The sequence below is a fragment of the Haloprofundus halophilus genome (genome assembly GCF_003439925.1).
Lineage (GTDB): Archaea > Halobacteriota > Halobacteria > Halobacteriales > Haloferacaceae > Haloprofundus > Haloprofundus halophilus.
Genome location: NZ_QQRR01000001.1, coordinates 498769 through 519847 on the forward strand (window position 1 = coordinate 498769; position 21079 = coordinate 519847).

The following is a 21079-nucleotide window of genomic DNA, read 5'->3' on the forward strand; positions in this document are numbered from 1 at the left end:
ACCATGCGGATACTCATCGCCGGCTCCCACGGCGGCGTCGGAACGCGCGTCACCGACCTCCTGAGCGACAGCGACCACGAGGTCAGAGCGATGGTCAGAGACGAAGCGCAGGTCCCCGAGATGGAGTCGTACGGCGTCGAGACGGTCGTCGCCGACCTCACGAGCGACGACGACGTCGAGCGTGCGGTCCGCGGGTGCGACGCGGTACTGTTCGCCGCCGGCTCCGGCGGCGAGGACGTCGAGGGCGTCGACCGCGACGGGGCGATTCGGACGATAGACGCCGCCGAGGCGTTCGGCGCGTCGCGCTACGTCATGCTCAGTTCGATGGGCGCGGACGACCCCGAGTCGGGCCCGGAGGAGCTGCGCGACTACCTGGAGGCGAAGGCCGCAGCCGACCGCTACCTCCGCGAGAGCGAACTCGACTACACCGTCGTCCGACCGGGGGCGCTGACGAACGAAGACGGGACGGGCAGAATCGTCGCTGACGAGCGACTCGACGGGCCGGGCGAAATCACGAGAGACGACGTCGCCGGGACGCTCGCCGCGGCGTTCGAAGTCGAGAACACCGTCGGCAAGACGTTCGAGATTCTCGCCGGCGACGACCCCATCGAGAGGGCGCTGGAGAGCTTGGACTGAGCGGAGTGGCGCGGCGGGCGGTCGGCGTCGCTGCGCGTCCGTTCGCGCTCAGGGGGCGACGATTTCGACGACCGTCTCCGCGTCGACGACGAGGTTGTACGCCGCCTCGTCGTCGTTCCACAGACAGAGCACGTTCTCGAACCCGAGCACCGCGCCGTACGCTGCTTCCGCGAGCTCGCGGTTCAGCGCCGACTCACGCGTGAGCACGGCGTAGTGGTCGACCGACTGGCTGCCGTCGCCGATTTTGAACACCGGGTTCCGGCCTTCGTCGTCGGCGAGGTCGTGGCTGAGTTTCACCGCCAGGAGGTCGATGCGGTCGGTGACGTGGGCTTCCATCTCGGCCATCCGCGCGTGTCGGCTCCGGTCGGCGCGCAGGTCGACGCGTCGTTTTCCGTCTCTCCGGAGGATGCTGTAGGAGAACTGCACCGAGGTCTTGGTGAACGTGCCGTCGCTCGCGCCGCCCTCGTCGAGGCGGCGCTGGAACGCCGGCGGCTCCACGTCGTCGCGCACGTCGAACGACCAGCCGCGGTCCGAGGGCGTCATCCCCGGCCACAGGCGGAGTTCGGGCGAGTACACCGTCGCGCCCGCCTCCGATTCGACTTCGCGTTCGACCTCTCGAAGTCCGATGCTCGTGTTGCGGTCGGCGGGCGCGAGCGCGACGACGGAGCCGTCTTCGGCCAGCGCGCCGAGGTAGCGACGGACGACGGAGACCGGGTCGTCGACCTCGCTGAGCACGTTTCCGAACAGTACGAGGTCCGCGTCGCCGAGCGCGTCGAGGTCGAACGCCTCGGCCGTCTCGCGGTGAACCGTCGTCCGAAAGTTCTCGTTCGTCTCGTCGAGCAACCGTTCGAGCACGTCGGCGGCGGGGCTCGGTTCGACCGCGTGGTAGTCGACCAGGCAGTCGTCGGGCAGGTAGTCGTGCAGGCCGAGCGCCGGACCGCCGACGCCCGCGCCCACGTCGACGACGCGGAGCGTTCTCGGGAGCAGGCCGTTCTCGGCGAGGTCGTTCAGCACGTAGCCCACCTCGGCGTAGTAGTCCGCGAGGTGGTAGACGGCGTAGCCGAGCGCGGCCGTCTCGTCGTACTCCACGTCGTTCTGGTAGTAGTAGTCCTCCTTCAGCCGACGGACGGCCTCGCGGAGTTCGTCGCCCGACTCCCCCGTGTGCCAGTTCGCGCCGTAGCGCCCGACGAGCAGGTCTTCGACCGCGAACGAGTAGGCCTCGGGGAGTGTCGTCGGCCGCCAGTCGCGGACCGGAACCGGCGCGTCGTCGACGGGGACGAACGTGCCGTCCGCCTGTTCGACCAACCCGAGGTCGAACGCCTCCTCGCGCAGGGTCTGCTTGACGACCGCCGGGTGCGGGTAGCCTTCGACGTACTCGGCTATCTCCTCGGGGTCGATGGGGCGGACGTTGCGGAGGTACTTCGCGTTCGAGACGACGGCCTCGCGGTCGGTCATCGGTTCTCACCTCCGTCGTCGGCGCTGTCGTCGCCGTCGCCGGCGTTGCGCCCGAGTTCTTCGGGGTCCGCGGTCTCGTGGCGCCCCGCCTCCCGGTACAGTTTCTCGAACGCCTCGCCCTCGGCGTCGGCGATTCGGGCCGCCGCCTCGGCGACGCCCGTCGCGCCGTCGAACGTCTCCTGAATCTCCGCGTACACGCGCGGGGTGCCGCCGGTGACGGTGTCGACGACGTCGTCCAGCGCGGCCGAAACCGGGGTGGCGAACTCCTCGCGGACATCCTCGGCGGCGAGCGCGTAGGCGAGCACCGCGGCGTGTGCGCCCGACTGCACCGTCTTCATCGCGCCGTCGTGCTCGCCGGCGGTCGTCTCGAAGACGTCGTTGCCGGCGGCGGCGAACGCCTCGTCGACGGCGTCGAGCGTCGGCCCGCCCTCGTCGACGACGGCGGCGACGTTGCCCGGCGCGTTCTCGGGGGCGAACAGCGGGTGGTAGCTCGCGCGTTCGCAGTCGGCGGCGTGTTCGCGCAGCGCCGACAGCGGCCCGGCCATCACCCCGGTCACGTCGAAGACGGCCCTGTCGGCGTTCGGCGCGTGCGCGGCGATGGCCGACTCGACCGCGGAGATGGGGACGGCGAGGCAGACGGCGTCGAAGCGTTCGTCGGTGTCCGTCGAGACGGCGCGGGCGTCGTGGGCCGCGGCCGCCGCTTCGGCGGCCTCGGAGTCGGTGTCGGCGAACGCCACCTCCGCCGAGAGCGTGTCGGCGACCCAGCGACCCATCGCGCCCGCACCGACGATGAGCAGTTTCATTGCGCGTTCGTTGCCAACGCCGTCGCAAAAGGCGTTCGATGCCACCTTTTTGCTGCGGGGGTGCGCTTCGCGCACCCCACTTGCAAAAATCTGGACCAAAAAGGCGCTCGCTCTCTCGAGCTCTCGTTCGCCTTCGGCTCACGAGAACTTCGTTCGCTCGCGTACAGCGGCCAAATTCCCGCCGGAATCGCTCCAATCCGAGACCACAGCACAACCCACTTCTCTCACCATCAACCGATGACAACTACTACCGAAAGCGGAGTTTGTCGTGTTCTGTATACCGTTTGCCAATCCGTATCTCCTGCCCTCACAACCCCAACTTCAACACTCGATTCACCGCGAGCACCGAGAAGCCGACGCCCATCACGCCGACGAGCAGGCCGACGGCGACGGCCCACCCCGCCGCGTCCGAGAGCGCGCCGACGACGAAACTGCCGGTCGCTCCCAGGAGCATGTACGCCGTCCGGACGAGGCCGAACCCCGCGCCGCGCTCCTCCGCCGAGAGTTTGTCGATGAAGCGCGACTGGATGGGCGCGCCCCAACTCATCGCCACGCCGACCATGCACGCGCCGACGACGAAGACGGGGAGCGTCGACCCCTCGATGAGCGTGGCGTAGCCGACGACGCCGAGACCCATCGACAGCGAGGCGGCGGCGTCGCGGTCGAACCGGTCCGACAAGTAGCCCATGACGGGTTGGGTCGCGCCGTGGACGACGAAGTACAGCGAGAACAGCGCGCTCGCCGTCGCCACCGAGAGGTCGTGGTATGCGACCAGAAACGTCGGGAGGAACGAGGCCGTCGCCTGCCAGGTGAACGCGCCGGCGACGGCCAGAATCGTGGTATAGACGATTTCGGGGCGCGAGAGCAGCTCGAACAGCGACGCGAACGCGAACCGTTCGCGCATCGGCTGGTCGGGTCGCTCCGGCGTCGTGGGTTCGATACGCCGCTGGAACAGGAGGAACACCGGAACCGCGGCGATAGCGCCGAGCAGCATCGAGGCGCGCCAGTCGTAGCGGGCGGCGACGACGGCGGCGACGACGGGCACGGAGAGCCCCGCGAGCGGCCCGCCCGCGACGTGGACGCCGATGGCGCGACCGATGTTCGAGAACTGCTTGGAGATGAACGTCGTGGCGACGGTGTAGTGCAGTCCCGCGCCCGCGCCGAGCGCGAGGGTGAACAGCGCGAACGTCGGAAACGACGGCGAGACGGCCAGGAGGAGGCTACCGACCGCGGTGAGGCCGACGGCGGCGAGGATGACGCGACGCTCGCCGAACCTGTCGCCGAGGACGCCGCTGGGAAACTGCATCGTCGCGTAGGCGGCCCACATCCCCGCGAGGGCGAGACCGACTGCGCCGTTCGACACCTCGAACTGGGCTGTGATGTCGGGGACGACCGGACTGATGGCGAGGCGCGCGACCATCGTCGCGAAGAACGCGAGCGTACAGAGGACGAGCACCGTGTTCCGGTAGCGCCAGTTCACGCCGGGAATTGTCGACACCGGAGCAAGTGGGTTCGGATACCGGCAGCGGGCGGAAGACTGTTGCCTGAGAAACACTTTTGCCCGTGCGTTCGGCTTCCATCCTATGCGCGTATTCGTAGCCGGAGCGACGGGGGTGTTGGGCCGCCGACTCGTCTCGCAGTTCGCCGACCGCGGACACGAGGTGGTCGGCCTGACGCGCGACGCCGAAGGCGACGACCTCGTCGCCGACCGCGGCGGCGAACCGTATCGGGGTGACCTCTTCGACGCGGACTCGCTGGCGCTGGCCGCCGAAGGTGCCGACGTCGTCGTCCACGCCGCGACGTCGATTCCGACCGATCCGCTGGCGGCCGAGAACGAGTGGGAGCGAAACGACCGCGTCCGGAGGGAGGGAGCCCGCGCGCTCACGACCGCCGCCGCGTCCGTCGGCGCGACGCAGTATCTCCAACAGAGCGTCGTCTGGGTGGCCGCGAACTCTCGGGGCGACTTCTTCGACGAGTCGTCGCCGCCGCAGCCGACGCGCCTCACGCAGTCGGCCGTCGACGCCGAGCAGATCGCGATGGCCGCGAGCGAGACGGCGCCGTTCTCGGCGTCGATACTGCGGTGTGGCGTCTTCTACGCGCCGGACGCCGTCCACACCCGGCAGTACGCCGAACGGCTGCTGCGGCGGCGACTACCCGCCATCAGTCGAGGGCCGCTCGGCCGCGGCGAGGTCGTCATCGCGCCGCTTCACGCCGACGACGCCGCGAGCGCGTTCGTCGCCGCCGCCGAGTCGGAGGCGACCGGACGGTGGCACGTCGTCGACGACGAACCGGTGTCGACTCGGGAGTTCCTCGAGACGTTCGCGGCGCTGTTGGACGCGCCGAGACCGATTCCGCTCCCCGCGTGGGTCGTCCGGATGACCGTCGGCCCGGCGGCCGTCTCGCAGTTCACCACGTCGATGCCGACGACGAACGACCGCTTCCGCGAGTCGACGGGGTGGGACCCGACGTATCCGACGTACCGCGAGGGACTCCGACAGGTCGTCGACCGCTGGCAGGGCGACGGGACGCTCGACGCGCTCCGGGCGGGGTCCGTCGACGGTTCGACGAACGGCGTGCTGGAGCGACGCTGACACGAACAGTGAAGGTGCGACCGCGTGAACGTGGCCCATGACCGACAAACCGCTCGACGGACGCGTCGCCTTCATCACCGGAACCAGTCGCGGCATCGGGAAAGCGCTCGCGCTCGCCTTCGCCGACGCCGGGGCCGCCGTCGTCTCGACGGGCAAGACGATGGACGAACACGAGCGACTGCCGGGAACCGTCACGCAGACCACCGAGGAGATACGCGAGCGCGGCGGCGACTCCATCGCGCTGCAACTCGACGTCCGAGACGAGTCGAACGTCGAATCGGCCATAGAGGAGACCGTCGACGAGTTCGGCGGCATCGACCTCGTCGTCAACAACGCGGGCGCGATTCAGTTCGGCGGCGTCGACGACATCCCCGCCAAGCGCTTCGACCTCCTGATGGACGTCAACGCCCGCGGGGCGTACGTGACGACGCGCGCGGCGCTGCCGTACCTCCGCGAGAGCGACCACGCCCACGTCGTGATGAACTCGCCGCCGACGACGATGGAACCCGCGCCCGGCAAAGCGGCCTACGCGCTCTCGAAGTACGGAATGACGTTTCTCGCGCGGTCGCTCGCCGACGAACTGCGGAGCGACGAGGTCGCCGTCAACAGCGTCTGGCCCGTCTCCGCCATCGAGACGGAGGCGACGCGCCACTTCGAACTCGGCCGACCCGAGGACTGGCGCAAGCCGCAGGTCGTCGTCGACGCGATGCTCGAACTGGTGACGCGCGACCCGACCGAGTGTACGGGCAACGAGTTCTACGACGAGGAACTGCTCCGCGAGGCCGGCGTTTCGGAGTTCGCGCGGTACGCCGTCGTCGATGGGGCCGACCCCGGCCCGACATCGGCGCAGCTGTTCGATTCGAGATACGGGCAGAGCGAGTAACTACCGCGATTTGCCGGCAACGGTCTCAGTCGACGACGAGTTCGACGGGGTAGTCGGTGAAGTTCTCGTAGCCGTCCTCGGTGACGACGGCGATGTCCTCGATGCGGACGCCGCCGACCGCCGGGTCGTAGAGGCCGGGTTCGATTGTGACGACGTGGCCGGGTTTCAGTTCCTCGCCGTCGCTGCTGAGGCGGGGGCCCTCGTGGACGTCGAGGCCGACGCCGTGGCCGGTGCTGTGGATGAAGCCCGTCTCGGTCGTCGGGTCGCTTCGGAACGTCGCGTGGTCCGCGTTTTCGTAGACGTCGCAGACGGCGTCGTGGACGTCTTTACCGGTCGCACCGGGTTCGAGGGCGTCGAACGCTGCGTCCTTGGCGTCGGCGGTTAGCTCGAACCACTCGCGAATCTCCGCCGAGGGTTCGCCCTTCACGAACGTCCGCGTCATGTCGGCGTGATATTTGGTCGATTTGCTCCGCGGGAAGATGTCGATGATGATGGACTCGTTCGCCAGGAGCGGGCCGCTGCCGCGGTCGTGGGGGTCGGCGGCGTGCTCGCCGCAGGCGACGATGGTCTCGTCGAGCGCGCAGCCCTCGCGGAGGAGCGTGATCTCTATCTCCTGCTGCACGCGCTCGCTCGTCAGCGGGTCGCCCTCGTAGACGAGCGTGCCGTCGGCGGCGACGTCGGCGGCGCGGATGAGGTCCTCGGCGGCTCTCATCGCCGCTTCGTTGGCCTTCTGGGCGGCGCGGACGTTGTCGACTTCCTCCGCGGTCTTCACGGCGCGGATGTCGCCGAGCACGTCGCGTTCTTCGACGGTCACGTCGCCGCCCTGCTCGCGGAGGCCGTCGGCGGTGCCGAGCGGGAAGCGCTCGGGCGCGAGCACCGACTCGACGCCCGCGTCGTCGAGAAACGCCGCGATGGTCCGGGCACGGCCCTCTTTCGGTCCGTACTCGGCGACGCGTCGTCGGAAGTCGTACTCGGCGAGGCGGGAGACGGCGTCGGCGCGGCTCTCCTTCTTCGCGCGGCCGTACTCCAGGCCACTGACGAGCAGGCGCGTCTCGACGCCGGTGAACACGGTCACGAACGGGTCGGGGGCGTCGAATCCCGAGAGGTACAACTGGTTGGAGTCACCGCTGTCGGCGTCGAGAAGATAGCCGTCGAAACCCTCGGAATCGAGGTGTGCTGCGAGCGAGGAGAGGTTCGGTTCCATATCTCCGAGGGGACGCCGCGACGGTAAAGTGGTTGGCTTCCCGGAAGAGAGTCGGAACGGAATGTCACCGCGTCCGGTACCCTGATACCGGCCCGCACAGAGTGGCGAGTATGGACGCGGAACTCTCTCAATCTCGGGTGCGCGGCACGGCTCGCGCACCGCCTTCGAAGAGCTACACCCACCGGGCGATTCTCGCCGCCGGCTACAGCGACGGCGCGACCGTCTACGACCCGCTTGTCAGCGCCGACACGAAGGCGACGATGCGCGCTGTCGAGGCGTTCGGCGGCGACGTGACCCGCGAAGGTGACACGCTCGACATCGACGGCTTCGGCGGCCGTTCCGGCGTTCCGGACGACGTCATCGACTGTGCGAACAGCGGAACGACGATGCGTCTCGTCACCGCGTGCGCGGCGCTCGCCGACGGCATCACCGTACTGACGGGCGACGACTCGCTCCGTTCGCGCCCGCAGGGCCCGCTGCTCGACGCGATTTCGGAGCTCGGCGGCCGCGCCGAGAGCACCCGCGGGAACGGGCAAGCGCCGCTCGTGCTGAAGGGGCCCGTCTCGGGCGGACGAGTGGCGATTCCGGGCGACGTGTCATCGCAGTACATCTCGGCGCTTCTGATGGCCGGGGCGGTGACCGAGGAGGGGATCGACGTCGACCTCGAAACGCAACTGAAATCCGCGCCGTACGTCGATATCACGCTCGAAGTCCTGCGGGATTTCGGCGTCAGCGCGGAGGCGACCGAGCGCGGGTTCTCGGTCGCGGGCGGGCAGTCGTACGAACCGACCGACGGCGAGTACCACGTCCCCGGCGACTTCTCGTCGATCTCCTATCTGCTCGCCGCGGGGGCCGTCGCCGCCGACGAGGACCACGAACTCGTCGTCGAGGGTGCGTACCCGAGCGCGCAGGGCGACGCCGCCATCGTCGACGTGCTCGAACGGATGGGCGCGGCTATCGAGTGGGACCGCGAGAGCGGCCGCATCACGGTCAGAAAGTCCGAACTCTCGGGCGTCACCGTCGACGTCGGCGACACGCCCGATTTGCTCCCGACCATCGCGACGCTCGGCGCCATCGCCGACGGCGAGACGCGCATCGAGAACTGCGAGCACGTCCGCTACAAGGAGACGGACCGCGTGAGCGCGATGGCCGACGAACTGACCGAAATGGGCGCTCTCGTCGAGGAAGAACGGGACGTGCTGACGGTGAAGGGCGACGTAACCTCGCTGTCGGGCACGACGGTCGACGGCTACCACGACCACCGCATCGTGATGGCGCTCTCGGTGGCCGGACTCGTCGCCGACGGGACGACTCGCGTCCGAGGCGCCGAGCACGTCGACGTCTCCTTCCCGAACTTCTTCGACGTGTTCACCGAGTTGGGCGCGGACGTTCGGCTGCGGGAGTAACGCGACGCGGTGGGGGCGAGTCGGTCGCGTAATCGAGTTGGCTAACAGACGGCGCGTCGAATGTGGCGACTGACGCGAACCGGGACGCCGTACACCCGCCTCGGCCGGTTCGCGGCGATTCGTCAAATCACGGGGGGTCTGGCCCCGCTTTCGTACAAAAAGATCCGGCCGAGAACGGTGTCGTCACGCGGGCGTGGAAGGGCCACAGACAGCCGATTTACCGCTCTCCGACGCCCGTCCGCCGCCGAATCGCTTCGACCCACCACGTCTTGAAGACGAGAATCCCGGCGGTGCCGACGACGGTGCCGACGGGCTTTCGCCGAATCGCCGAGACGAGCGCCACGGTTCCAGAGACCGCGTTCACTACGTTGAGCACGTTCGGATAGCCGAAATCCATCGTACCCTTTCCGTCGCTCAGCCACGCTTCTTCGGCGAGGACGACCTCGCTGAACCAGTTGTCGGTGCGCTTCGGTTCGCCGAACAGCACCGGGTTGACGACGGTGAACGCGACGACCGCGGCGAGCAGCCGCCACTTTCGGCGGTAGATGGCGTACATCAACACGGGCGTGATGGCGAAGCGCGTCCCCGCGCTCCACGGATTCGAGTGTCTGCGCCAGAACCAGTTTTCGAGTCGCGCACGTAGCGAGCGCTGGTCGACGTTCGACGAGTCGACCGAGGCGGGGTCGGTCATGCGGGAGCGTACGTGACCCGCCGAGATGAGGGTTCGCCCCGCACTGGGCGAAGTCTCGCCTCTCGCCGCCACGATTGCGCCTTTCTACAAACACTAAATGGCCGCGACACCGACCCCCCGGTAATGAACGGCAACGGCTTCGGACGACTGTTCCAGTTTTCGACGTACGGCGAGAGCCACGGCGACGCGATGGGCGTCGTCGTCAGCGGCTGTCCCGCGGGCGTCGAACTCGACGAGGAGGAGATTCAGCGCGAACTCGACCGGCGCAAACCCGGCCAGTCGATGATAACGACGAGTCGGGGCGAACCCGACGAGGTGTCCATCCACAGCGGCCTGCAGGACGGCTACACGACGGGCACCCCCATCGGCATGACCATCGAGAACAAGGACGCGCGCTCGGGCAAGTACGAACCGTTCGTCACCGCGCCGCGACCCTCGCACGGCGACTTCACCTACTCGGCGAAGTTCGGCACGCGCAACTGGGGCGGCGGCGGGCGCTCCTCGGCGCGCGAGACGGTGAACTGGGTCGCCGCGGGCGCGGTCGCCCGGCAGGTGTTAGAGCAGTCGGAGTACGACGTCCAGATCAAGGCGCACGTCAACAAGATCGGCGACGTCGAAGCGCCGGAGGTGACGTTCGAGGAGATGCTCGAACACACCGAGGAGAACGACGTTCGGTGTGCACACCCCGAGACTGCCGAGAAGATGCGCGAACTCACCGACGAGTACCAGAAGGCGGGCGACTCCATCGGCGGGAGCATCTACTTCGAGGCGCGCGGCGTTCCGCGAGGATTGGGCGCGCCGCGCTTCGAGTCGTTCCCCTCCCGCCTCGGCCGAGCGATGTTCTCGATTCCGGCGACGACGAGCGTCGAGTACGGTCTCGGCAAGGAGGCCAGCGAGTGGACCGGCCACGACCGAAACGAGGACTGGGAATTTGGAGAAAACGGCGACCCAGTCCCCGTGGGGAACAAACACGGCGGGCTTCAGGGCGGCATCACGACGGGTCAGCCCATCTACGGCGAGGCGACGTGGCACGCGCCGACGTCGATTCCGAAGGAGCAGACGACCGTCGACTGGGAGACCGGCGAGGAGAAGCAGGTGCAGGTCGTCGGCCGCCACGACCCCGTGTTGCCGCCGCGCGCGGTGCCCGTCGTGGAGGCGATGCTCTGGGTGACGGTGCTCGACTTCATGCTGCTCGCGGGGCGCATCAACCCGGACAGGTTGGACGGGCGCGTGGGAGAGTACGACACCGAGTACCACCCGAACAGTCCGGAGAACGAGTAGCGTCGAAGCGCTCGGCGCTCTTAGCGTCCGGTCGCCGTGACTGATATTTCTAGTGACCGGACGACGAATACATTTGTAAACAAGGAACTCGGTTCGTAGTTGTAAACGACCGCAAATTCCGGCAACCGACGGGCGATTCTGCAATTCTTCATAATCATTCTATGACAACCTATAGCAAAGACTTTACTTCGACGCTGGCTACAATCGCACACTGGCGGCCCGACACGGGCCAGGACTCAAATATGACTAACGACGAACTTATCTGGCGAATCGCAGGGGGGTCCGGGGACGGGATCGCCTCGACGAGCCAGAACTTCGCAAAGGCCCTGATGCGCTCGGGCCTCAACGTTTTCACGCATCGACACTACCCGTCGCGGATTCGCGGCGGTCACACGTACACCGAGATTCGGGCCTCCGCCGACCCCGTCAAGTCCCGCGGGGACGGCTACAACTTCCTGCTGGCGCTGGGCGACTCGTTCGCCCGGAACCCCCAGCAGAACGCCTACTACGGCAACGAGGAGATCAAACCGCTCTCGGAGAACCTGGACGAACTCCGCGAGGGCGGCGTCATCATCTACGACTCCGGCCTGCTCGACGCGTCGGAGATAGAGGACTTCGACGAGCGCGTCGAGGAGAACAACTGGCACGTCTACGACCTCGACCTGCGCACGATGGCCCGCGAACACGGCCGCGAGGTCATGCGCAACACCGCCGGCGTCGGCGCGACCTGCGCGCTCGCGGACATCGACCTCGAGTGGATCGAGGAGCTGATGACCGACGCGATGCCGGAGAAGATTCTCGAGCCGAACCTCGAAATCCTTCACGAGGCGTACGACATGGTCGAAGAGGAGTACGATGTCGACGCCCACGACGTGAAGATTCCCGAGGGCGAGCACGACGAGGAGCAGGTGCTCATGTCCGGGTCGGACGCCATCGCCTACGGCGCCATCGACGAGGGCTGCCGCTTCATCGCGGGCTACCCGATGACGCCGTGGACCGAGGTGTTCACCATCATGACGCAGAACCTGCCCGAACTCGGCGGCATCTCCGAGCAGGTCGAAGACGAGATCGCGGCGGCGGCGCTCGCGCTCGGCGCGAGCCACGCGGGCGTGAAAGCCATGTCCGGCTCCTCGGGCGGCGGCTTCGCGCTGATGTCCGAACCGCTCGGCCTCGCGGAGATGACCGAGACGCCCGTCGTCCTCGTTGAGGCGATGCGCGCCGGTCCGTCGACCGGGATGCCGACGAAACCCGAGCAGGGCGACCTCGAACACGTCCTGTACACCTCGCAGGGCGACTCCCACCGCATCGTGTTCGCGCCCGGCACGGTCACCGAGGCGTACACGCAGACGCGGAAAGCGTTCAAAATCGCCTACGAGTACCAGATTCCGAGCATCGTGCTCTACGACCAGAAGCTCGGCGGCGAACTCGTGAACGTCCCGGCGAGCCACTTCGACGAGGACCCGAACCCGTCGCTCGGGTCGACGCTCACCGAGGAGGAGATCGCCGACGCGCCGCACGACGAGTCCGGCAAGTTCTCGCGGTTCCGCTACGACACGCCCGAGGACAACGGCGTCGCGCCGCGGTCGATCCCCGGTCAGAAGGGCGGTCGCTTCCTCGCCACCGGTAACGAGCACATGCCGGAGGGCCACATCAGCGAGTCGCCCGAGAACCGCGTGTTCCAGATGGACAAACGGATGCGCAAACTCGAAGCCATCCGCGAGGAACTCGACGGCGACGGCGTCAACAACACGCTCCACGGCGAGGAAGACGCGCAGTACGGCTTCCTCACCTTCGGGAGCTCCCAGGGCACCGTCGAAGAGGCGGTCGACCGCCTCAACGACGCGGGCCACTCGGTGAAGTCGCTCGGCGTCAGCGAGATGGCGCCGTATCCGGTCGAGCAGGTGAAGGAGTTCATCGAGAGCGTCGACGAGGTGCTCGTCGTCGAGATGAACGCCTCCGCGCAGTTCCGCGGACTGACCCAGAAGGAGATCGGACAGTACGGCGAGAAGCTCTCGAGTCTCCTGAAGTACAACGGAAACCCCTTCGAGCCCGAAGACATCGTCGAGGGCTTCGAGGTGAACATCGTCGAAAACGACGACCATCCCCACACGCGAACGAAGTTCGTACCAGCAGCGGGTGACTAATCATGAGTGCATTCAGCGCAATCGGAGAAGGCAAAGAAATCGACCGCAACGACTACACGCCCGGACTCGAACCGCAGGCCACGTGGTGTCCCGGCTGTGGTGACTTCGGCGTCCTGAAGGCGCTGAAGGGCGCGGCCGCGGAGCTCGGCAAGTCGCCCGACGAGATGCTGCTCGTCACGGGTATCGGCTGCTCGGGGAAGCTCAACAGCTACTTCGAGAGCTACGGCTTCCACACCATCCACGGCCGCTCGCTGCCGATCGCTCGCGCGGCGAAGCTCGCCAACCCTGGCGTCGAAGTCGTCGCCGCCGGCGGCGACGGTGACGGCTACGGGATCGGCGGCAACCACTTCATGCACAGCGCGCGCGAGAACCACGACATGACGTACATCGTGTTCAACAACGAGATCTTCGGCCTCACGAAGGGCCAGACCTCGCCGACGAGCCCGATGGGCCACAAGTCGAAGACGCAGCCGCACGGCAGCGCCAAGCAGCCGCTCCGGCCGCTGTCGCTGTCGCTGACCTCCGGCGCGTCGTACATCGCGCGCACCGCCGCGGTCAACCCGAACCAGGCGAAAGACATCATCGTCGAGGCGATGGAGCACGACGGCTTCTCGCACGTCGACTTCCTCACCCAGTGTCCGACGTGGAACAAGGACGCCCGGCAGTACGTCCCGTACATCGACGTTCAGGACTCCGAGGACTACGACTTCGACAACACCGACCGCCGCGAGGCGGCGGAGATGATGCACGAGACCGAGGACGCCCTCCACGAGGGGAAAGTCCTCACGGGCCGCTACTACGTCGACAGCGACCGCCCGTCCTACCAGGAGGAGAAACAGCGCATCGGCGAGATGCCCGAGGAACCGCTGGCCGAGCGGTACTTCGACGACAGCTACGAGTGGGAGCGCTCGTACGACCAGTTCCTCGACAAGCACAAGTAACCGCGAGTACCGCGGCGTCGTCGCGTGACTCGCCGTCTTTTCTTTCGACCGCGTCCCGAGAGCGAGCGGTCTCTCGGTCGGTATTTCACATCCCGAAGAACTGATTTCGCGTTCGCAACATATTTTTGCCGTGAACCGAAATAAACGCACATGGGAGCCACATCCACGGAGGACCGCATCCTCGCCGTCTTGGAGCAGGATGCGCAAGCCTCCTACGCCGACATCGCGGAACGAGCGGGGGTGTCGAAACCGACCGTCCGGAAGTACATCCGGAAACTGGAGGACAGCGGGGTCATCGTCGGGTACTCCGCCGACGTCGACCCGAAGAAACTCTCCGGACAGTCGATCGCGCTGGTCGGCGTCGACGTAGAGAGCGAACGCTACGTCGAAGCGACGCGCGCGATGAAAGACCTCGACGCGGTGGAGGCGCTGTACACCTCGTCGGGCGACCACATGCTGATGGCCGAGGTGCGCGCGAAAGACGGCGACTCGCTCGGCGACGTGATCAGCGACCACATTCTGAGCATCGACGGCGTCACCGCCGCTCACCCTTCGTTCCTCCAAGAGCGTCTGAAGTGACCGACTGACGAATCGAGCCCCGCGAGCGTTCAGTAGCGACGGCCGAGCCCCGCGAGTACGGCGACGCCCGCCGACCCGACGAGGACCGTCACGGCGTAGCCAACCCACAGCGGCGTATTCAGCCCGCTCGTCAGTTCGAGAACGCCGTACACCACCGTCACGACGCCGACGAAAAACGAGAACCCACCGGCGAGATACGAGGCCCGCTCGCCGTCGGCCGTCCGCCGCGACCGAGCGTCCCGGAAGTGCTCGTCGCCGTCGGCGAAGACGATGTGGTAGCCCACTCCGACGACGAACCCGCCCGCGACGAGCAGGGTCACTCCCGTCACCCAGTCACCGACCATGGCCCTCACTGGTTCCCACACTGATATGAACGTTCGGACCCGAACCAGTTTCACTCCGGTTGGGAAACACTAAGAACGCCCCGAGGTCAACTCCGAGACGATGAGCGGCGAGACGCTTCCCGGCGCGAGAGGAGACGCCGAGGAGCGTATCGTGTTCCACGTCGACATGGACTGCTTCTACGCGTCCTGTGAGCGGCTCAAAGAGCCCGAACTCGACGGAGAGCCCGTCGTCGTCGGGATGGGGTACGAACCCGGCGAGGGCCACGGCGCCGTCGCCACCGCGAGCTACGAGGCCCGCGCCCACGGCGTCGACAGCGCCCAACCCATCACGCAGGCGCTCGACGCGCTCCCCCGCGCCGCCGACGCCGAGTTGGACGACGACGGCAACCCCGCGGACCCCGACGTGCCGGCGGTCGGCTACTATCGCCCCGTCGACATGGAGTACTACAAGGAGGTGAGCGCGCAGGTCAAAGAGATTCTCCACGACTGCGCCGACGTGGTTCGGGAGGTGAGCATCGACGAGGCGTACCTCGACGTGACCGAGCGGACCGCCTGGCAGACAGTGAGCGGAGGGAGCGGCGATGGAGGGAACAGCGATAGAGGTAACGACGACGGAAGCGAGCGGACCCTCGCGGAGGGGTACGCTCGCCACGTCAAGCAGCGAATCGACCGCGAAGTCGGCGTCACCGCCAGCGTCGGCGTCGGCCCGAACATGAGCGTCGCCAAAGTCGCCAGCGACTACGACAAGCCGAACGGCCTCGTCGTCGTCCGCCCCGAGGAGGTCTGGTCGTTTCTCGACCCGCTGGACATCGAGGAAGTCCACGGCGTCGGCCCCGTCACCGCGCGCGAACTCCGCGAGATGGGTATCGACACCGCCGGCGACCTCGCAGCGGCGGACCCGCACCGCCTGGGAGAGACGTTCGGCGAGCGGGGTCGCGAACTCCACCGCCGCGCCCGCGGCGACGACGACAGGGCAGTGACGCCGACGGGGCTCCCGAAGAGCCTCTCGCGGGAGTCGGCGTTCACGAGACCCACCTCCGAGAGCGAGGCGATGCGCGAGAAAGTGCGCGCGCTCGCGGCGGACGTCGCCGAGCGCGCGCAGAGTCGCGGGGCGCTCTACCGCACCATCGGCATCAAAGTCGTCCAACCGCCGTTCGAGGTGAACACCCGCGCGAAGTCGCTTCCCGGACCGGTCGACGACCCCGGGCTCGTCGAGTCGGTCGCGCTGGAGCTGTTGACGGAGTTCGACGGGAGCCGGGTCAGAAAACTGGGCGTCCGCGTCTCCAACCTCGACTTCGCCGAGGGCGACCAGGCCAGCCTCGACGGGTGGGAGAACGCGACCGGCGAAGCCGTCGAAGAGACCGAAACGTCGCCGTCCCGGTCGAACGACCCCGCGACGAGCACCGCGAGCGACGGTTCCGAGACGAACGACTCTGATACGAACGACGGCCGGACGAAGCGGACCCTGGGCGACTGGGCGGCCGACCACGCCGACTCGAAACGGCGGAGAGACGCCGACTCCGGCGAGAGATCGACCGAATCGACGGACGGTCAGGCCTCCCTGACCGAGTTCGAGTGACCGAACAGCCATCCGGATGACAGTATCCGACACTCTTATTTGCGAACGTTTCGGAATCGAATCATGAAGCGACGGGGGATCCTCGGTCTAGTCGCGGGAACCACCGTCGGGTGGACAGCGGCGTCGTTCGTGTTTCTGAGCAGCGGCGACGACGCGGACGGTGCGAACGGTACGAATGGGGCGAACGGCACGAACGGGGCGAACGATACCGACGCCCCCGTCGACGAGAGAAGCGGGGAGACGCCCGCGGCGTCGTCCTCGCAGACCGAGAGAGCCGGACAGTCGTCCGGTGAGTCGGTCGACGACGGAGAGGCTGAAACGGAGGCGGACAGCGCCGACGACGAACCGACGACAACAACCGCGACGACGACGGAGGAACCCGCAACGTCCCAGCCGACGACGGAACCGGAGAACCTCCGCGAGAAGATAGACGTACACACGACCTCGACGGGCGTCGGCGACGAGCCCGGCGAGGAGGTGTCCATCAACTACGTCATCAGAAACGACCACGAGTTCGCCGTCGACATCGCGTTCGAGGCGACGCTTCGCCTCGCCAACGGAGCGACGCAGCGAACGGAGCGCACCGCCCGAATCGACGGCGGGTCGCTCACGAGCGGCGAGTTCGTCTTCGACGACCACGAGCGGCGCGCGACCGGGTGGGGGTTCTCGTTGCAGACGGTCGAACGGGCGTCGACGCAGCCCTGAAACGGGATACGGCCGCCGCGTCCGAGAGGGGGTACGACAGCAGGAACTATAGGGTCCGCCTCTGAGGTAGCCACCAACGACCAACATGACGGACGTAGAAACCATCACCGTCGCGGACGTGAGCGACGGACCGGGCGGGACCGACGACGCCGAACCGGGAACGACCGTCCGCCTTCCAGCGGTCGAGATTCTCACCGGACGCGGCTTCATCACCGGCAAGTCGGGGTCCGGGAAGTCGAACACCGCGAGCGTCGTCATCGAGAAGCTGCTCGACTCGCAGTTCCCCGTCCTCATCGTCGACACCGACGGCGAGTACTACGGGCTGAAGGAGGAGTACGAAATCCTCCACGCCGGCGCCGACGAGGAGTGCGACATCGTCGTCAGTCCCGAGCACGCCGAGAAGATAGCGACGCTCGCGCTCGAACAGAACGTCCCCATCATCCTCGACGTGTCGGGCTACCTCGACGAGAACGATGCCGAGGAGATGCTGTTGCAGACGGCGCGACAGCTGTTCGCCAAGGAGAAGAAACTGAAGAAGCCCTTCCTGATGCTCGTCGAGGAGTGCCACGAGTACATCCCGGAGAAGGGCGGGATGGGCGAAGCGGGGAAGATGCTCATCAAAATCGGCAAGCGCGGGCGGAAACACGGGTTGGGAATCGTCGGCATCAGCCAGCGCCCCGCCGACGTGAAGAAGGACTACATCACCCAGTGCGACTGGCTGGTGTGGCACCGTCTCACGTGGGGTAACGACACGAAAGTCGTCGGTCGCATCCTCGGCAAGGAGTACGCCGACGCCATCGAGAGCATGAACGACGGCGAGGCGTTCATGATGACCGACTGGAGCGAGACGCTCCGCCGGGTCCAGTTCCGCCGCAAGCAGACGTTCGACGCGGGGGCGACGCCCGGCCTCGACGACTTCGAACGCCCGGAGCTCAAATCCGTTAGCGGCGACCTCGTCTCGGAACTGCGCGACATCTCCGACGAGGAGGCCCAGAAAGAGAGCACCATCGCCGACCTCAGACAGGAGTTAGAGAAGAAGGACGCCGAGATTCGGCGGCTCAAGCAGGAACTGGAGGAGGCGCAGGACCTGAGTCGGATGGCCGACCAGTTCGCGCAGGCGCTGCTCCAGAAAGCAGAAGCGCCGTACCGCGGCGGCGACGGTCGGAACTTCGCTCGGCCCGAGCACGCGCAAGCGGCGCTCGGCGAGTACGAATCCGACGAGACGCCGGCGATGGTCGGTCCGGTCGACTCCGGGGCCGCGACGCAGAACGGTCAGCGGGACGCGACGGCGGCGGAAACGTCCGCAACGAACGAGACGAAAGCGAGTGTCGCAGAAACGACCGAGGGAGACGGAGCCGACGGTCGACCCGACGAACCCGCGTCGGAGTCATCGACGGCACCGGCTCCAAGCGAAGACGCGACCCGAGACGGTGACGGCAGGCCGTCCGGCGGCTCTCGGCGCGCCATCGTCGACGAACTCCGGGAGGTCGTCGAATCGCTCGACGACGTGACCCGCGAGATGCTCGCGTACTACAGGGCGAAGGACCTGAGCACGCCCGTCGACGCCCACGTCGGCGCGGGCCACTCCGGCGACCAGCAGCTCGCCTACGGCCGGAACCGAGCGCTCCGAAAGGCGGGGTTCATCGAGCACGTCGGCCGCGGTCGGTACCGGTACACGCTCCCCGAACTCGTCCGCGACGAGTACGCCGACAGACTCGCCGAGGGCGAGTTCGCGGCGACCGTCGCTGCCGTCGAATCGTCGTTTTCGGACCTCTCGGTCGGTCGAGTCGGCGGGGACGGCAACGCCGACGGACCCCTCGAATCGGCTTCGGACCCTGCGACGACAACCGAGAACGCGACCGACGAAGCGGACACCCGGCAAGACGACGAACCGTCGGAGTCGGCGGAGCCGGCGGAGTCGGCTGCCTCGACGGCAAACGGAACGACGCCGGGCGTCGTCGGACACGAACTCGAGAACGCTGAAATCGTCGAGAACTATGCGGAGTCCGAAGTGTCCGAGGCGGTACAGGACGGGCTCTCAGACGACGAAGCCGAAGCGTCCGACGGCGTCGAAACGGCGGCCGAGGGGGAGACGACGCCGTCCGACGACGCCGAGATAATCGAGTGACCGTCGTCGGGTGGCTGACCCGTTTCCGACCGGTGACCGATTCGCTCTCGACTCTCCGCCGGTCCGACCGCCGATAACCGGACGTTGCCGGACGACGGTCCCGTCTAGGCGGCCCTTACAGTTCCGAGACGAGGTCTTCGAGCGCCGCCCGCGGGTCCTCAGCCTTCGCGACGCCGCTAGCGAGGAGGATACCCTCCGCACCCAACTCTGCGGCGGCGGTCACGTCGTCGCCCGTCGAGACGCCCGCACCGCAGAACAGGTCGACGCCGTCGTCGACGGCGTTCACCGCGTCGACGGCGTCGCGGACGATGTCGGGGTCGGCGCTGCTGACCGAGACGTCGCCGCCGATGAGCTCCGGCGGTTCGACGGCGACGGCGTCCGGGCCGAGCGCCGCGACGGCACCGGACTGTTCGGGGTTGTTCGCGCAGACGATAGTGTCGAGGCTCGCGCGCTCGGCGGCCTGCATCGACGCGTCGATGTCGGCGAGTTTGAGGCGGTTCTCCGAGTGGTTGAGGAGCGTGCCCGTCGCGCCGGCCTCGGCGACGGCCTCCGCGAGCGTGCTGCCGGTGTGGCTGCCGTACTCGACGGGACTGACGTGCTGGGCCCATGTCTCCACGTCGGTCTCGGCGACGCGCGAGAGGTGCGCCGCCTGCGGCGCGACGGCGATGCGGACGCCGGAGTCGTCGGCGACGTCGCGGGCGGCCGACGCTACTTCGACTGGGTCGCACGGATACGCCTTCAGGTTCACCAGGATGAACATACCGATAAGAGGCGTCGGGGGCGGCAAATAGGTTCGTCTTCCCGAAACCGAGCGAACGCCGGCTTCGGTGCTGCGTCGGGGGACGGTTCGAGCTATCGTCGGCGGTATCCACGACTTACAGCGAGTAGGCGAGCTATAGCTATATTCGCTCCCGTCCTACGTGAGAGTATGTCGGGAGGAAGACGATGAGCACGGGAAGTTCGCCGCAGGTCGAGGAGGTACTGGAGGCGCTGGAGACGCTCGGGCCCGTCGTACGGAGAGTCGCGTTCTGGACGGCGGTGGTGATACCGGTGGTTCTCATCGGACTCGTCGTCACGAAACCCGGACTCCAAGGAGAGCGGGGAACCTGGTTTCTCGCCTTACTGCTGTTGAACCTGGTAGCGCTCGTCGTCGGCCACCGCCACAACCGGTAACTCGACTCAGTCTTTCCGTTTGACGACGTCGCCGAGCGTCGTCGTCGTCGACCCGCCGCCGGACCAGTCCGCGTCGTCGGTGTTCCCGCCCTCGGTGAGCGAGATGTCGAGTTTGCGCTCCAGCTTGTTCCGCACGGCGTCGCTGGGGAGGATGTCGCCGCGTTCGAGTTTGCGGATGAGACTCGCCTTCTCGTTGAGTCGCTTGGCGAGGTCCTCCTGGCTGAGACCCTCGGCCTCGCGGGCCTCCCGGATTCGGTCGTCGTAGTCGCCGGCGATCTCGTCCATATCGTCGAACATGTCGCGCCGGCGACGGCGAGACCCTCCGGACGAGGACGAAGACGAGGAGGAACTGGACGAAGCGTCCGATTTCCCGCTCGACGAGGTGGAGTACTTCGTCGAGGCGGAACTGGTGGATTCAGTGCGGACCTCGGTCCCGAACCCTTTGCAGTTCTCACAGAGTTCGAGTTCGGCACCTTCGACTTTCGTGGTTGTGAGCGATGCCTGCTCGGCACCACACATCTCGCACTGTGGCATAC

Annotated in this window: 20 protein-coding genes; 12 read left to right on the top strand and 8 right to left on the bottom strand. The window is 67.3% G+C overall.

From position 1 onward, the window contains the following. Positions 1-3: 3 nt before the first annotated feature. Positions 4-636 carry an SDR family oxidoreductase gene (locus tag DV709_RS02430; protein ID WP_117591420.1) on the top strand — a complete coding sequence of 211 codons (633 nt, stop codon included), beginning with the start codon at positions 4-6 and terminating at the stop codon, positions 634-636. Between the two features lie 48 nt (positions 637-684). Here DV709_RS02430 and DV709_RS02435 read toward each other — a convergent pair whose 3' ends face one another. The 3 genes from DV709_RS02435 to DV709_RS02445 all read right to left on the bottom strand — a co-directional run bounded on the left by DV709_RS02435 (position 685) and on the right by DV709_RS02445 (position 4374). Further along, positions 685-2091 carry a small ribosomal subunit Rsm22 family protein gene (locus DV709_RS02435; protein WP_117591422.1) on the bottom strand — a complete coding sequence of 469 codons (1407 nt, stop codon included), beginning with the start codon at positions 2089-2091 and terminating at the stop codon, positions 685-687. Continuing rightward, complete coding sequence (locus DV709_RS02440) at positions 2088-2894, bottom strand: prephenate dehydrogenase/arogenate dehydrogenase family protein (protein WP_117591425.1); 807 nt, start codon at positions 2892-2894, stop codon at positions 2088-2090. The genes DV709_RS02435 and DV709_RS02440 overlap by 4 nt, the downstream gene beginning before the upstream one ends. A 307-nt stretch (positions 2895-3201) precedes the next feature. Further along, a complete protein-coding gene (locus tag DV709_RS02445; RefSeq protein WP_117594034.1) occupies positions 3202-4374 on the bottom strand; it encodes an MFS transporter in 1173 nt (390 codons plus the stop codon). A 103-nt stretch (positions 4375-4477) separates the two neighbouring features. Between DV709_RS02445 and DV709_RS02450 the strand changes: the two genes are divergently transcribed. Both DV709_RS02450 and DV709_RS02455 read left to right on the top strand, forming a co-directional pair. After that, positions 4478-5485: an NAD-dependent epimerase/dehydratase family protein gene (locus DV709_RS02450; RefSeq protein WP_117591427.1), complete on the top strand. Its 1008-nt coding sequence runs from the start codon at positions 4478-4480 to the stop codon at positions 5483-5485. A gap of 37 nt (positions 5486-5522) precedes the next feature. Further along, positions 5523-6368 (top strand): SDR family oxidoreductase, encoded by an 846-nt coding sequence (locus DV709_RS02455; RefSeq protein ID WP_117591429.1) that lies wholly within the window; start codon positions 5523-5525, stop codon positions 6366-6368. Between the two features lie 25 nt (positions 6369-6393). Here the strand turns inward: DV709_RS02455 and DV709_RS02460 are convergent, their stop codons facing one another. Then, positions 6394-7572, bottom strand: coding sequence for a M24 family metallopeptidase (locus DV709_RS02460; RefSeq protein ID WP_117591431.1), 1179 nt, complete (start codon positions 7570-7572; stop codon positions 6394-6396). Between the two features lie 110 nt (positions 7573-7682). Between DV709_RS02460 and aroA the strand changes: the two genes are divergently transcribed. Further along, positions 7683-8978, top strand: coding sequence for a 3-phosphoshikimate 1-carboxyvinyltransferase (aroA, locus tag DV709_RS02465; protein WP_117591433.1), 1296 nt, complete (start codon positions 7683-7685; stop codon positions 8976-8978). A 217-nt stretch (positions 8979-9195) separates the two neighbouring features. Here aroA and DV709_RS02470 read toward each other — a convergent pair whose 3' ends face one another. After that, on the bottom strand, positions 9196-9669 hold the full coding sequence (locus DV709_RS02470; RefSeq protein WP_117591435.1) for a DUF6653 family protein: 474 nt from the start codon (positions 9667-9669) through the stop codon (positions 9196-9198). A gap of 123 nt (positions 9670-9792) precedes the next feature. On the opposite strand from DV709_RS02470, the gene aroC reads away from it, so the two are divergent. From aroC to lrpA1, 4 genes are all read left to right on the top strand, one after another. Further along, complete coding sequence (gene aroC / locus DV709_RS02475) at positions 9793-10950, top strand: chorismate synthase (RefSeq protein WP_117591437.1); 1158 nt, start codon at positions 9793-9795, stop codon at positions 10948-10950. Between the two features lie 242 nt (positions 10951-11192). Further along, entirely contained in the window at positions 11193-13094 is a 1902-nt protein-coding gene (locus DV709_RS02480) for a 2-oxoacid:acceptor oxidoreductase subunit alpha (protein ID WP_117591439.1), read from the top strand. Positions 13095-13096: 2 nt separating this feature from the next. Further along, on the top strand, positions 13097-14035 hold the full coding sequence (locus DV709_RS02485) for a thiamine pyrophosphate-dependent enzyme (protein WP_117591441.1): 939 nt from the start codon (positions 13097-13099) through the stop codon (positions 14033-14035). 150 nt (positions 14036-14185) lie between these two features. After that, positions 14186-14614, top strand: coding sequence for an HTH-type transcriptional regulator LrpA1 (gene lrpA1 / locus DV709_RS02490; RefSeq protein ID WP_117591442.1), 429 nt, complete (start codon positions 14186-14188; stop codon positions 14612-14614). A gap of 29 nt (positions 14615-14643) precedes the next feature. Here lrpA1 and DV709_RS02495 read toward each other — a convergent pair whose 3' ends face one another. Further along, a complete protein-coding gene (locus tag DV709_RS02495) occupies positions 14644-14958 on the bottom strand; it encodes a hypothetical protein (protein ID WP_117591444.1) in 315 nt (104 codons plus the stop codon). 100 nt (positions 14959-15058) lie between these two features. On the opposite strand from DV709_RS02495, the gene DV709_RS02500 reads away from it, so the two are divergent. The 3 genes from DV709_RS02500 to DV709_RS02510 all read left to right on the top strand — a co-directional run bounded on the left by DV709_RS02500 (position 15059) and on the right by DV709_RS02510 (position 19370). Beyond that, positions 15059-16537, top strand: a complete 1479-nt coding sequence (locus DV709_RS02500; protein WP_117591446.1) for a DNA polymerase Y family protein — start codon at positions 15059-15061, stop codon at positions 16535-16537. A 63-nt stretch (positions 16538-16600) separates the two neighbouring features. Next, positions 16601-17242 carry a hypothetical protein gene (locus DV709_RS02505; RefSeq protein WP_117591449.1) on the top strand — a complete coding sequence of 214 codons (642 nt, stop codon included), beginning with the start codon at positions 16601-16603 and terminating at the stop codon, positions 17240-17242. Between the two features lie 85 nt (positions 17243-17327). Next, positions 17328-19370, top strand: a complete 2043-nt coding sequence (locus tag DV709_RS02510) for a helicase HerA domain-containing protein (protein WP_117591451.1) — start codon at positions 17328-17330, stop codon at positions 19368-19370. Between the two features lie 115 nt (positions 19371-19485). On the opposite strand, the gene tpiA is transcribed toward DV709_RS02510, so the two are convergent. Then, on the bottom strand, positions 19486-20130 hold the full coding sequence (gene tpiA / locus DV709_RS02515) for a triose-phosphate isomerase (RefSeq protein ID WP_117591453.1): 645 nt from the start codon (positions 20128-20130) through the stop codon (positions 19486-19488). 185 nt (positions 20131-20315) lie between these two features. Here tpiA and DV709_RS02520 point away from each other — a divergent pair, with 185 nt between their 5' ends. Then, entirely contained in the window at positions 20316-20543 is a 228-nt protein-coding gene (locus DV709_RS02520) for a hypothetical protein (protein WP_117591455.1), read from the top strand. 6 nt (positions 20544-20549) lie between these two features. Here DV709_RS02520 and DV709_RS02525 read toward each other — a convergent pair whose 3' ends face one another. Next, complete coding sequence (locus DV709_RS02525; protein ID WP_117591457.1) at positions 20550-21077, bottom strand: multiprotein bridging factor aMBF1; 528 nt, start codon at positions 21075-21077, stop codon at positions 20550-20552. Positions 21078-21079: the final 2 nt, after the last annotated feature.

What these genes read in the sequence shown, in the direction of transcription:
- DV709_RS02430 (WP_117591420.1), top strand. Translation starts at nt 4, where the DNA reads ATGCGGATACTCATCGCCGGCTCCCACGGCGGCGTCGGAACGCGCGTC.
- DV709_RS02435 (WP_117591422.1), bottom strand. Translation starts at nt 2,091, where the DNA reads ATGACCGACCGCGAGGCCGTCGTCTCGAACGCGAAGTACCTCCGCAAC.
- DV709_RS02440 (WP_117591425.1), bottom strand. Translation starts at nt 2,894, where the DNA reads ATGAAACTGCTCATCGTCGGTGCGGGCGCGATGGGTCGCTGGGTCGCC.
- DV709_RS02450 (WP_117591427.1), top strand. Translation starts at nt 4,478, where the DNA reads ATGCGCGTATTCGTAGCCGGAGCGACGGGGGTGTTGGGCCGCCGACTC.
- DV709_RS02455 (WP_117591429.1), top strand. Translation starts at nt 5,523, where the DNA reads ATGACCGACAAACCGCTCGACGGACGCGTCGCCTTCATCACCGGAACC.
- DV709_RS02460 (WP_117591431.1), bottom strand. Translation starts at nt 7,572, where the DNA reads ATGGAACCGAACCTCTCCTCGCTCGCAGCACACCTCGATTCCGAGGGT.
- aroA (WP_117591433.1), top strand. Translation starts at nt 7,683, where the DNA reads ATGGACGCGGAACTCTCTCAATCTCGGGTGCGCGGCACGGCTCGCGCA.
- DV709_RS02470 (WP_117591435.1), bottom strand. Translation starts at nt 9,669, where the DNA reads ATGACCGACCCCGCCTCGGTCGACTCGTCGAACGTCGACCAGCGCTCG.
- aroC (WP_117591437.1), top strand. Translation starts at nt 9,793, where the DNA reads ATGAACGGCAACGGCTTCGGACGACTGTTCCAGTTTTCGACGTACGGC.
- DV709_RS02480 (WP_117591439.1), top strand. Translation starts at nt 11,193, where the DNA reads ATGACTAACGACGAACTTATCTGGCGAATCGCAGGGGGGTCCGGGGAC.
- DV709_RS02485 (WP_117591441.1), top strand. Translation starts at nt 13,097, where the DNA reads ATGAGTGCATTCAGCGCAATCGGAGAAGGCAAAGAAATCGACCGCAAC.
- lrpA1 (WP_117591442.1), top strand. Translation starts at nt 14,186, where the DNA reads ATGGGAGCCACATCCACGGAGGACCGCATCCTCGCCGTCTTGGAGCAG.
- DV709_RS02495 (WP_117591444.1), bottom strand. Translation starts at nt 14,958, where the DNA reads ATGGTCGGTGACTGGGTGACGGGAGTGACCCTGCTCGTCGCGGGCGGG.
- DV709_RS02500 (WP_117591446.1), top strand. Translation starts at nt 15,059, where the DNA reads ATGAGCGGCGAGACGCTTCCCGGCGCGAGAGGAGACGCCGAGGAGCGT.
- DV709_RS02505 (WP_117591449.1), top strand. Translation starts at nt 16,601, where the DNA reads ATGAAGCGACGGGGGATCCTCGGTCTAGTCGCGGGAACCACCGTCGGG.
- DV709_RS02510 (WP_117591451.1), top strand. Translation starts at nt 17,328, where the DNA reads ATGACGGACGTAGAAACCATCACCGTCGCGGACGTGAGCGACGGACCG.
- tpiA (WP_117591453.1), bottom strand. Translation starts at nt 20,130, where the DNA reads ATGTTCATCCTGGTGAACCTGAAGGCGTATCCGTGCGACCCAGTCGAA.
- DV709_RS02520 (WP_117591455.1), top strand. Translation starts at nt 20,316, where the DNA reads ATGAGCACGGGAAGTTCGCCGCAGGTCGAGGAGGTACTGGAGGCGCTG.
- DV709_RS02525 (WP_117591457.1), bottom strand. Translation starts at nt 21,077, where the DNA reads ATGCCACAGTGCGAGATGTGTGGTGCCGAGCAGGCATCGCTCACAACC.